General features: G+C 75.0%; 8 protein-coding genes. 6 read left to right on the forward strand and 2 right to left on the reverse strand.

Annotated features, from left to right (window positions below; genetic code table 11):
- The first annotated feature begins 143 nt into the window (after nt 1-143).
- The 3 genes from R4Z62_RS04365 to R4Z62_RS04375 all read left to right on the forward strand — a co-directional run bounded on the left by R4Z62_RS04365 (nt 144) and on the right by R4Z62_RS04375 (nt 5,853).
- Nucleotides 144-1,553: an SWIM zinc finger family protein gene (locus tag R4Z62_RS04365; RefSeq protein ID WP_064531490.1), complete on the forward strand. Its 1,410-nt coding sequence runs from the start codon at nt 144-146 to the stop codon at nt 1,551-1,553.
- Entirely contained in the window at nt 1,550-4,213 is a 2,664-nt protein-coding gene (locus R4Z62_RS04370; RefSeq protein ID WP_491519173.1) for a DUF7824 domain-containing protein, read from the forward strand. Before R4Z62_RS04365 ends, R4Z62_RS04370 begins: the two co-directional genes overlap by 4 nt.
- A 185-nt stretch (nt 4,214-4,398) precedes the next feature.
- Nucleotides 4,399-5,853 (forward strand): GNAT family N-acetyltransferase, encoded by a 1,455-nt coding sequence (locus R4Z62_RS04375; RefSeq protein WP_389601580.1) that lies wholly within the window; start codon nt 4,399-4,401, stop codon nt 5,851-5,853.
- Between the two features lie 233 nt (nt 5,854-6,086).
- On the opposite strand, the gene R4Z62_RS04380 is transcribed toward R4Z62_RS04375, so the two are convergent.
- Nucleotides 6,087-7,304: a trans-sulfuration enzyme family protein gene (locus tag R4Z62_RS04380; RefSeq protein ID WP_491521839.1), complete on the reverse strand. Its 1,218-nt coding sequence runs from the start codon at nt 7,302-7,304 to the stop codon at nt 6,087-6,089.
- A 71-nt stretch (nt 7,305-7,375) separates the two neighbouring features.
- On the opposite strand from R4Z62_RS04380, the gene R4Z62_RS04385 reads away from it, so the two are divergent.
- Both R4Z62_RS04385 and R4Z62_RS04390 read left to right on the forward strand, forming a co-directional pair.
- Nucleotides 7,376-7,867 carry an Lrp/AsnC family transcriptional regulator gene (locus R4Z62_RS04385; RefSeq protein ID WP_018571136.1) on the forward strand — a complete coding sequence of 164 codons (492 nt, stop codon included), beginning with the start codon at nt 7,376-7,378 and terminating at the stop codon, nt 7,865-7,867.
- Between the two features lie 90 nt (nt 7,868-7,957).
- The gene (locus R4Z62_RS04390; RefSeq protein WP_491519174.1) at nt 7,958-9,649 is read left to right on the forward strand and encodes a DUF885 domain-containing protein; all 1,692 of its coding nucleotides are present in this window, start codon (nt 7,958-7,960) and stop codon (nt 9,647-9,649) included.
- Nucleotides 9,650-9,756: 107 nt separating this feature from the next.
- Here R4Z62_RS04390 and R4Z62_RS04395 read toward each other — a convergent pair whose 3' ends face one another.
- A complete protein-coding gene (locus R4Z62_RS04395; protein ID WP_491519175.1) occupies nt 9,757-10,245 on the reverse strand; it encodes a rhodanese-like domain-containing protein in 489 nt (162 codons plus the stop codon).
- Between the two features lie 123 nt (nt 10,246-10,368).
- On the opposite strand from R4Z62_RS04395, the gene R4Z62_RS04400 reads away from it, so the two are divergent.
- Entirely contained in the window at nt 10,369-10,815 is a 447-nt protein-coding gene (locus R4Z62_RS04400) for an Lrp/AsnC family transcriptional regulator (protein WP_064531495.1), read from the forward strand.
- The last annotated feature ends 13 nt before the right edge of the window (nt 10,816-10,828 follow it).

Below are 10,828 nucleotides of genomic sequence, written 5' to 3' on the forward strand. Positions count from 1 at the left end.
TCACGGACGTCCTTCCCCGCCGCCGCGCACCGGCCGGATCCCCGGTGCGCGGCGGCGTCCCCCGACCGGCTCCAACTGACCGTGCGGGCGGGTGTTTTCGCAGGTCAGGGCCGATTGTCAGTGGTCGCCTCTACGGTTTTCCCATGACGCGATCTTTGCAGAACGTGACCTACCGGCGACCCTCTGTGCTGGAGTCCGCCGACGGCGGCCGACGTCTGGGGCTGGAGACCTCCCAGGGCTCCACCCCGGCGGGCGCCGAGGACCATCCGCGCTTCTTCGCGGGCTTCCTGACGCGGCCGCAGACGGCGGCGGCGGGGCTGCTGGCGGTGGCGGACGTGGCCGCCGCGCGCTACTACCAGCCGCAGTTGCGCGCCTCCCTCGATCCGGTGGTGACGGGCAACGGCGACCGGCTGCGCTTCGAGTCCTTCTCCGGCTGCTGCGGGGTGTACGCGCGCCTGGACGTCCTGCGCTCCGGTCTCGACGGCGGCGACGTCGGGCACGGCACGACCAATGTCGACGTCAACAACCCGCTGCGCGAGGCGCTGTCCCGCATCGGCGCGGACGATCCGCTGCATCTGCGGGTCGGCCCGGAGGAGCTGGCCGTGACCACGCTGGACGGGCCGGTGGTGGAGAAGAAGGTCCCGCTGCCCGACCGGTGGCTGCGGGGCTTCGCCGAGGCCCAGGTCATAGCGTCCGCCTTCGATCTGCGGGCCGAGCTGACCGCGGCCGAGGCGGTGCGCTTCCTGCGGTCGCTGCCGCGCGGCAGCCGCGGCGGCGGCCCGCGCTGGGTGGTGCCCGCGGGGCGCACGCTGCGGCCCACGACACGGCCGGTGCCCGGCGCGGTGTGCCTGCCGGGGCCGGAGCGGCTGGCCTCGCTCCAGCGGGTGCTGCGCCATGCGACGGCCCTGCGCATCTACGGCCCGGCGGTGGGCGGCGACGCCGCGGCGGCCAGCGCCTGGGAGGCCGTCCTGCCCGGTATGCGGCTGACGCTGACGCTGTCCCCGGACGCCTCGCGCGGCTTCTCCGGCGAGGGCGGTGTCCTGGAGGCGCTGGCCGGTGAGGAGGCCGCCGAGGACGCCGAGCTGATCTCGGTGCTGCTGGCCTGGGAGCCCCGCGTCGACATCGCCGACCTGGCCGCCTCCTCCGGGCTGACCCCGGAGCGCGTGCGCGCCGCGCTGGTGCGGCTCGGCACCTCGGGCCGCGTCGGCTACGACACCGCCGAGGCCGCGTACTTCCACCGGGAGCTGCCCTACGACGCCGGGCGCGCCGAGCGGCACAACCCGCGGCTGCGGGCCGCACGGGCACTGGCCGACGCGGGCGCGGTGGCGCTGGACGGCGCCCTGGCGACGGTCACGGCCGAGGACGGGCACACCCACCGGGTGCGCGGCGAGGACGGGGCGCTCAGTTGCAGTTGTCTGTGGTGGGCGAAGTACCGGGGCGGACGCGGACCGTGCAAGCACGCGCTCGCGGTGAGCATGGTGCGGCGCGGCCGTACCGGTGGGACACAGAACGGGACGCGCGGCGGCGCGGCGGTCGACGGGGGTGCGCGATGAGCGGACTGATGGACGCGGTACGGGCCGGACGGACGGCCGAGACGGTCGCCCTGCTCGACGGGATGACCGACGCCGAGCGGCGGGCGGAGTTCCCCGCGCTGAAGGAGTTGCGCAAGGAGCTGCGGGCCGCGCGGTGGGGCGCGGAGTCCCGCCGCGCCTACCCGGCGCTGCACGCGGCGGGCGCGGCCTGCCAGACCGGGGCGGCGGGCGTGGCGACCTGGATCGCGGCCGCCGACATGCGCTGGCCGGGTGCCGCCCCCGCGGTCTTCCTCCATCTGCTGGGCGACCGGGACCCGGCCTGGCTGGCCGACGTGGTGCACCGGCTCGCCCAGCGGCCCGCCTCCTCGGGGGTGCGGTTCGAGCTGATGGCCGGACTGGTGCGGCTGGCCGGCTGCCCGGTGCCGACGACCGACGCCTATGTGCGGGGCTGGGCGCAGCACATGGCCGGGCTGTGGCAGCGCGGTGGCCATCTGGCGGACCGGCTGCGCGGCGAGCCGCAGCTGAGGGAGCTGGTACGGGCGCTCTTCGCGACGGACGACATCGGCGGAGTGCTCGGCTGGGGCTCGGAGGAGGGCCCGCACAGCTGGCACGGCGCGCTGGCCCTGCTCACCGCGGACGGCAGGCTCGATCGCGCGGAGACGGTCGACGCCTGTGTGGCCCGGCTGCTGCGCGGCGGCTCCACCGGTGACCACCGGGCGTTCCTGCGGGTGCTGAAGGCGCTCGGCCTGACCCGCGAGGAGGAGCGGGCACGGGTGGCCGACTGGGTGGCGATGGCCTCCGACGCGGCGTCCCCGGTGGCCGCCCACGCACAGGCGCAGCTCGGCGCCCTGGCCCTGGACGGCGAACTGCCCCACCGCGCGCTGGCGCAGTTGTCCGCCGCGGTCCTGTTCCGTCCGGAGCGCAAGCTGGTGCGGACGCAGCTGGTGCTGCTGGGCAAGGTGCTCGGCCGGGACGCCGGCGCCGCCGACGCGCTGCTGCCCACCGTCGCCGAGGCCTTCGGGCACGAGGACGCGGATGTGCAGGAGCGGGCGCTCAAGCTCGTGGAGCGGCATCTGAAAAAGCTGCGGTCCACCGAGGCGCGGGCGTCCGTCGTGGCGGCGGCCGGGCAGCTCGGGCCCGCGCTGCGCGCCCGCGCGACCGGTTCCCTGGGCGCGGCGCCGCTGGACGCGTCCGCGCTGGTGCACGAGGAGATCCTGCCGCCGGTGCCGGGCCCGGCGCGGCTCGCTCCGGCCCCGTCCTCGCCCGCCGAGCTGGCCGAGGAGGTGGGGGCCGCCCTGGCGGCGGAGAGCGACAGCGCCACGTTCGAGCGGACCCTGGACGGGCTGGTGCGCCACGCGTTCCGCGGTGCGGCGGCGCTGCGGGAGGCACTGGAGCCGGTGGTCGCCCGCCGCTGGTGGGCGGAGACCGAGGAGCACGCCGCCGTGCGCGTGGAGAGCCGCTTCCACCGGCACTACCGGGGCCTGGTGGGCACGTCGGACGCCCTCGACCTGCTGCTGGTCGCCCTGCACGAGAAGGTGAGCGTCACCAGGCTCCACCGCGCCACGCAGGCCGAGGTGCCCAGGCACCTCTGCGGGCACGGCGCGCTGTCGCACGCCTTCGACAGCCGGGTGTGGGAAGTGGCGTACCGGATACGGACTCGGCCGCTGCCCTTCCTGCTCGCGACGCCCACCTGGAACACGGGCCTGCTGGAGCCCGGCGAACTGGTGACGCGCCTGGAGGAGTACGGGCGGCTGGGGGCGCGGGTGGCGGCGGCCGACTTCGCGCAGGCCCTGCTGCGGGTGCGGCGCGAGGACCGCGCGGCGGCCGAGACGGCGGCCCGGCGGGCGGCGGCCCTGGGCACGGCGGAGGGGGCCCGGCTCGCCCGCTGGCTGGCCGAGGAGCGCCCCGAGCTGCCGGTGGTCCGGCGGACCACGTCGGGTCCGGCGATCCTGACCGAGTTCGGTGAACTGCGCGAACTCCAGCAGGACTTCCCGCCCGCCTTCCGGGCGCTGGGCAGGCCGGTGAGCGCGTCCCAGGAGGGGCGCGACTGCTACCACTGGTACGACTCGCTGAAGGCGCAGTGGCCGGCCGTGCTGCCCGAGCGGCGTGAGCTGGTGGCGGTGCGGATGCTGCGCGACCTGTCCCACCTCGCCCTGCACGACGTACGGGGCATGTCCCATGTGCTGCCGCTGCTGGCCGAGTCCGGCGGGGAGGCGGGCGAGACGACGCATCTCGCCGTGGCGTACGGGCTGGGGGCGCGGCATCCGGAGGACCGGCTCGCCGCCGTCGACGCGCTGCTGGTGCTGGCGGCGCGCGGGCAACTGGACGCGCCCCGGCTCGGTGCGGACCTGGGGCAGCTGATACGGCGCGGCGCCGTGAAGCCGCTCCGGCTCGTGGACTCGCTGCGGACGGCCGCCGCCACCGGAGCGCACACCACCGTGTGGAACCTGCTGGGGCACACCCTGCCCGTGCTGCTCGCCGATCTCGCCACCGACGGTCCGGCCGCGCCGGTGCGCGGGCTCGGGGAACTGCTGGCGGTCGCCGCCGAGTGCGCCGAACGGTCGGGGGCGCGCGGTGAGCTGCCCCACCTGGCCGGGGCGGCGGAGCGGCGCGGCTCGTCCCGGGTGGTCATGGAGGCCCGCCGGCTGCGCGGCGCGCTGACGGCGGGGCTGGCCGCCTGACGCGCCACGGCTCCCGTCCGGGAGCGGCACACCTCCCATCAGTCATCGGCTGAAGGAAGCCCACCGAAGAGCACCGACCGACACGAAAGGCGGCAAAAAGCACAGAACCGCGCTTTACCAGTAAGTCACAGAGCGTTCGTGATCACGCAACACGGCTCCTCCACAGTGACGGCATGAGAAGAGAAATGTCTGATGTGACACGGATCACGCGGCACGGGCGTCCGGTGCACCACTGGCGTCGGGACATGGTCGAACTGGCGGCGCTGTTCACGGCCGTCGCGGTGGCCGACGCGGTGGCGAACCTGATCGGGCACGGCCCGGACGGGCCCGCCCTGCTGGTCGCCTCGGCGCTGGTGCTGCTCGCGACGGCGGGCTTCCACACCTGGTGGGCACGGCGCCACGGTCACGCGCCTCCCCCGCCGGAGGATACCGGCGCCCGGCCGCACGCCGCCGGGGGACGGCAGGCCGGGTCCGCGCCCGGGTCCGCACCGGCGGCCGGGGACCGCGCCGCGGCGGCGAGCACGCTGTGGCGGATGCGGACGACGGTGCGGGACGAACCGGGGTCGCTGGCCGTGCTCTGCGCGGCCCTGGCCGAACGGGGCGTCGACATCCTCAGCCTCCAGACGCATCCGCTCGCGGAGGGCACGGTGGACGAGTTCCTGCTGCGCGCCCCGGGCGGCACCGAGGCGTCGGAGCTGACCCGGTCGGCGCGGTCGGCCGGTGGCACGGACACCTGGATCGAGCGGGCCGACGCCCACGACCTGGTGGACGCGCCGACGCGGGTCCTCGGCCTGGCGGCCCGCACCGCGCTGGACACCGCGGAACTCCCGCTGGCGCTGCGCCAGTTGCTGGGCAGGTGCACCATCCGTTCGCTGCCGGGGCGCCCGGCGGGCGGCGCGGGCGCCGACGGGGAGGTGCCGGCCGAGGGCGTACTGGAGGACACGGTGCTGAGGCTGCGGGCGCCCGAGGGCGGGGTCATCACCGTGGAGCGGCCGTATCTGCCGTTCACGCCCACGGAGTTCGCGCGGGCCCGCGCGCTGGTGGAGCTGGACACGCGGCTCGGTCCGCGGGTGCCGCGCGGCCAGGACGTGCTGACGCTGCCCGAGGGCGAGGCGATCACCGTGCGCCGTGCCGACACCGACGACCTCGCGGCGGCCCGGCGGATGCACGAGCGCTGCTCGGCGCGCACCCTCGGCCTGCGGTACCACGGACCGGTGAAGGACGCCGACCGCTATCTGAACCACCTTCTCAGCCCGCGCTTCGGCCGGACCCTCGCCGCGCAGACCGCGTCCGGCCGGATCATCGGCCTCGGTCATCTGCTCTGGGACGGCGACGAGACGGAGGTGGCCCTGCTCGTCGAGGACGACTGGCAGCGGCGCGGTGTCGGCGCCGAACTGCTGGGCCGGCTCGTGGCCCTGGCCGTCGAGGCGGGCTGCGCGAGCGTGTACGCCGTCACGCAGGCGGCGAACACCGGCATGATCAGCGCCATGCGGGGTCTCGGCCTGCCGCTGGACTACCAGATCGAGGAGGGCACCTTGGTGATCACGGCCCGGCTGGACGCGGGAGCGGTCTCCGGCCGCCCGGCGGCGTACGACAGCCGCCGCGAGGAGTACGACGGGCCGGGCCGCTCACGCGGCTGACCACGGACGGCCTGCACCGCTGACCACGGACGAGCGGCGCCGGTCCGCGGCCCGACGCACACGCTCCCGGTCCGCGGCCCGGCGCACACGCTCCCCCGCGCGCCCCACCCGCGTGCCGCCGCTCCCACGGTCCACCACAGCCCACCGAGCACCACCCGCTCCCGATCGGCGGCCGCCCTCTCCGAAGCCCCCAGCGGGACCCTCGGAGAGGGCGCTCCTCCGGACGGAGGTGCTCAGTTCACCGCCGGATGCAGCCCTTGCGCCTCCCGGCGGTCCCGGTCCTGCGGCTGCCGGTCCCCCAGGGCGGCGTCCAGGTCGGCCCACAGGTCGTCGACGTCCTCCAGGCCGACCGACATCCGCAGCAGGCGGTCGCTGACCCCGGCGCCGCGCCGGTCCTCGGCGTCCACGATGCGATGGCTGATGGAGGCGGGGTGCTGGATCAGCGTGTCCACGCTGCCCAGACTCACGGCGGGCGTGATCAGCCGCACCCGGCCGATGACCTCGTGCGGGTCGCCGTGCACCTCGAAGGCGACCATCGCGCCGCCGATGCGCGGGTAGCGCACACGGGCGATCCGGGGGTCGGCCGCCAGCCGGGCGGCCAGTTCGGCGGCCGTGGCCGAGGCGGCGCGTACCCGCACGGGCAGCGTGGACAGGCCGCGCAGCAGCAGGTAGCCGGCGAGCGGGTGCAGGACACCGCCGGTGGCGAAGCGCACCTGGCGCAGGCGCCCGGCGAGTTCCTCGTCGCAGGCGACGACACCGGCCATCACATCGCCGTGCCCGCCCAGGTACTTGGTGGCGCTGTGCAGCACCAGCCGGGCGCCCTGCCCGGCCGGGCGCTGGAGCACGGGGGTGGCGAAGGTGTTGTCGGCGAGCAGCGGTACGGAGCCGCAGGCGTGGGCGACGGCCCGCAGGTCCACCTCGGCCAGCGTCGGGTTGGCCGGGGACTCCACCATCACCAGGCCGGTGTCCGGGCGCAGCGCGTCGGCGATGCCCGCCGGGTCGGTCCAGGTCACCTCGGAGCCGAGGAGTCCGGCGGTCAGCAGATGGTCGCTGCAGCCGTACAGGGGGCGTACCGCCACGACGTGCCGCAGGCCCAGGGCGGACCGGGTGAGCAGGACCGCACTGAGCGCGGCCATCCCGCTGGCGAAGGCGACCGCGGCCTCGGTGCCCTCCAGCCGGGCGAGGGCGGTCTCGAAGCGGGACACGGTCGGGTTGCCGAGGCGCCCGTAGACGGGCGGCCCCTCGAACTCGGCGCCGTCGGCGGCGAAGGCGTCGATGCGGGCGGCCTCGGCCCGGCTGTCGTAGGAGGGGTAGGTGGTGGACAGGTCGATCGGCGGGGCGTGCAGTCCCTGCCGGGCGAGGTCCTCGCAGCCGGCGTGCACGGCCTCGGTGGCCAGGGCGCGGGGTGCGGGAGGCGGGTCGTCGTACGCGGACGTGCGCGCGGAGTCCATGGGCGTGTCCATGACGGAAGAGTGAACAGGGGCCGGGGTCGCCGGGCGAAAGGCCGTGTTACGTTCGGCACATGGCCGCCTCAGTCGTACTGGATCCGGTGGATCTCCATCTGCTGCGACTGCTGCAGAACGACGCCCGGACCACCTACCGCGATCTCGCCGCGCGGATCGGGGTCGCTCCGTCGACCTGTCTCGACCGCGTGACCCGGCTGCGCCGCTCGGGCGTGATCCTCGGCCACCAGCTGCGGCTGGACCCCGCCAAGCTGGGCCGTGGTCTCCAGGCACTGCTGTCGGTGCAGGTCAGGCCGCATCGCCGGGAGCTGGTGGGGCCCTTCGTCGACCGGATCAGAGCGCTGCCGGAGTCGCTGACGGTGTTCCATCTGACCGGGCCCGACGACTACCTGGTGCATGTGGCGGTGGCGGACATGGCGGATCTTCAGCGTCTGGTGCTGGACGAGTTCACGGCCCGGCGCGAGGTGGCCCGGGTGGAGACCCGGTTGATCTTCCAGCAGTGGGACTGCGGGCCGCTGCTGCCGCCGGGCGAGCGACCCGCGACGCTCTGAGCGAAATCGGACCGGTAACCGGCGGTTCCGGGCCGCTCGCGCGGGCAACCGGGCTGACGCGGACCACGTCCTCGTACGAGGATGGGCCGCATGTCAGACACCAAGAGCCCGCTGCCCCGTCAGGTCGCCGACGCCTACGTCGACGAACTCATCGCCCTCGACCCGATCACCGGTACGTACCTCGGCGTGAAGGAGAGTTCGGGCAAGCTGCCCGACACCTCGCCCGCGGGTCAGGAGGCGGTCGCGGAGCTGGCGCGCACCACGCTGGCGCGGCTGGCCGAGGCGGCGCTCCGCCCCGGCGCGGACAGCGAGGCCGAGCGCCGGTGCGCGCGCCTGCTGCGCGAGCGGCTGACCGCGGAGATCGCGGTGCACGAGGCCGACGAGGGCCTGCGCGCGGTGAGCAACATCCACAGCCCGGTGCACTCGGTGCGCGAGGCGTTCACCATCACCCCCACCGACACCGACGAGGACTGGGCGGCGGTCGCCGAGCGGCTGCGCGCGGTCCCGGCCGCGCTGGAGGGCTACCGCGAGTCCCTGGGCCTGGGTCTCGAACGCAAGCTGTACGCGGCGCCGCGGCCGACGCAGACCTTCATCGGCCAGCTCACCGAGTGGTCGGACACGGACGGCTCGGGCCGCGGCTGGTTCGAGGACTTCGCCGCCGCCGGCCCCGACTCCCTGCGCGGCGAGCTGGACGAGGCCGCGCGGGCGGCCACCGCCTCCGTCGTCGCGCTGCGGGACTGGATGCGGGACGTCTACGCGCCGGCCATCGAGGGCACGCCGAACACGGTCGGCCGCGAACGCTACGCGCGTTTCTCCCGCTACTACAACGGCACGGACCTGAATCTGGACGAGGCCTACGCGTACGGCTGGTCGGAGTTCCACCGGCTGCTCGGCGAGATGAAGAAGGAGGCGGAGAAGGTCCTGCCGGGCGCCGAGACCCCGTGGGCGGCGCTCGCGCACCTGGACGAGCACGGCACGCACATCGAGGGCGTCGACGAGGTCCGCGACTGGCTCCAGGGCCTGATGGACGAGGCGATCGAGGCGCTCGACGGCACCCACTTCGAACTCGCCGAGCGGGTACGGCGGGTGGAGTCCCGCATCGCGCCGCCCGGCGGTGCCGCCGCCCCCTACTACACCGCTCCGTCCGCCGACTTCTCCCGGCCGGGCCGGACCTGGCTGCCCACCATGGGGCAGACCCGCTTCCCGGTCTACGACCTGGTCTCGACCTGGTACCACGAGGGTGTGCCGGGCCACCACCTCCAGCTCGCGCAGTGGGCGCACGTGGCGGACAGCCTCTCGCGCTACCAGGCGACCGTGGGCATCGTCAGCGCCAACGCCGAGGGCTGGGCGCTGTACGCGGAGCGCCTGATGGACGAACTCGGTTTCCTCACCGACCCGGAGCGGCGGCTCGGCTACCTGGACGCGCAGATGATGCGCGCCGTCCGCGTCATCATCGACATCGGCATGCACCTGGAGCTGGAGATCCCGGCGGACTCGCCGTTCCACCCGGGCGAGCGCTGGACGCCTGAGCTGGCCCTGGAGTTCTTCGGCGCGCACAGCAGCCGTCCGCGGGACTTCGTGGCGAGCGAGCTGATCCGCTATCTGTCGATGCCCGGCCAGGCCATCGGCTACAAGCTGGGCGAGCGTGCCTGGCTGCTGGGCCGGGAGAACGCCCGGAAGCGGCACGGCGACGCGTTCGACGCCAAGTCCTGGCACATGGCGGCGCTCTCGCAGGGCTCGCTGGGCCTGGACGACCTGCTGGACGAGCTGTCCCAGCTGTGATCCGTCTCTGAGGCGGAGAGAAGAAGGGGGTGGGGGCGGCCGGACTCCTCCGGCCGCCCCCACCCCCCGCCCACGCTCCTGCTCCCCCGCTGTGCCCGTGCCGCCGCTCAGCAGCCGCAGTCGTCCGCCGCCACCGGCGCGGTGAGCGGGTCGGGGTTCCGGCGCTCGCCGCCCTGCCAGGTCTCGTAGGCGAAGCCCTCGCGCACCCAGTACTCGAAGCCGCCGAGCATCTCCTTGACCGCGTAGCCGAGTTCGGCGAGGGCGAGGGCGGCGCGGGCCGCGCCGTTGCAGCCGGGGCCCCAGCAGTAGGTGACGACCGGGACGGCCGGGTCGAGCAGCGCCGGGGCCTGCTCGGGGATCAGCGCCGTGGGCAGGTGGACCGCGCCGGGGACATGGCCCTGGTCCCAGGACTCGGTGGAGCGGGAGTCGACCACCACGAACCCCGGGTCGGCGCCGGCCGCGAGCGCGGCGGCGACGTCCGAGACGTCGGCGTGGAAGGCGAGGCTCGCCCGGAAGTGCGCGGCGGCCTCGGCGGGGGGCGCCGGGGGCACCCGCAGGACGGGATCCGGCGCCCCGTGGGCGGTGGTGACGGTCATCGTCTGTTCCTTCCGCAGATCATTCCGACGACCGGAAATCTACGGCCGCGGACCGCTCGCCTGAAGTGGCGATCGCCGGTGCTCCCCTTGATCTGCCGGGGATCCACCTGCTATCCACCCCTCATGACCGTGTTTTCCCCGGACGCCACCGACTGGCGCATCCTCGATGCCCTCCAGCGCGACGGACGGGCCAGTTTCGCCGAACTGGCCCGAGCCGTCTCCATGTCCCCGAGCGCCGTCACCGAGCGGGTGCGGCGGCTGGAGGAGGCGGGCGTCATCCAGGGCTACGCGGCCGTGGTCGACCCGGAACGCCTGGGCCTGCCGATCCTCGCCTTCGTCCGGCTGCGCTACCCCCACGGCAACTACAAGCCCTTCCACGACCTGGTCGCCGCCACCCCCGAGATCCTGGAGGCGCACCATGTGACCGGCGACGACTGCTTCGTCATCAAGGTCACCGCCCGCTCCATGCGCCACCTGGAGGAGACCACCGGCCGCATCGGCGCCCTGGGCTCGGTGACGACGAGCGTCGTGTACTCCTCGCCGCTGCCGCGCCGCCCGCTGGGCCGCTGAGCCGCTGAGCCGG

Source organism: Streptomyces sp. PL-25 (assembly GCF_058344915.1).

Bases quoted from the DNA above. Each gene is read 5' to 3' on its own strand.
- R4Z62_RS04365 (WP_064531490.1), top strand. From the start codon at position 144: ATGACGCGATCTTTGCAGAACGTGACCTACCGGCGACCCTCTGTGCTG.
- R4Z62_RS04370 (WP_491519173.1), top strand. From the start codon at position 1,550: ATGAGCGGACTGATGGACGCGGTACGGGCCGGACGGACGGCCGAGACG.
- R4Z62_RS04375 (WP_389601580.1), top strand. From the start codon at position 4,399: ATGTCTGATGTGACACGGATCACGCGGCACGGGCGTCCGGTGCACCAC.
- R4Z62_RS04380 (WP_491521839.1), bottom strand. From the start codon at position 7,304: ATGGACTCCGCGCGCACGTCCGCGTACGACGACCCGCCTCCCGCACCC.
- R4Z62_RS04385 (WP_018571136.1), top strand. From the start codon at position 7,376: ATGGCCGCCTCAGTCGTACTGGATCCGGTGGATCTCCATCTGCTGCGA.
- R4Z62_RS04390 (WP_491519174.1), top strand. From the start codon at position 7,958: ATGTCAGACACCAAGAGCCCGCTGCCCCGTCAGGTCGCCGACGCCTAC.
- R4Z62_RS04395 (WP_491519175.1), bottom strand. From the start codon at position 10,245: ATGACCGTCACCACCGCCCACGGGGCGCCGGATCCCGTCCTGCGGGTG.
- R4Z62_RS04400 (WP_064531495.1), top strand. From the start codon at position 10,369: ATGACCGTGTTTTCCCCGGACGCCACCGACTGGCGCATCCTCGATGCC.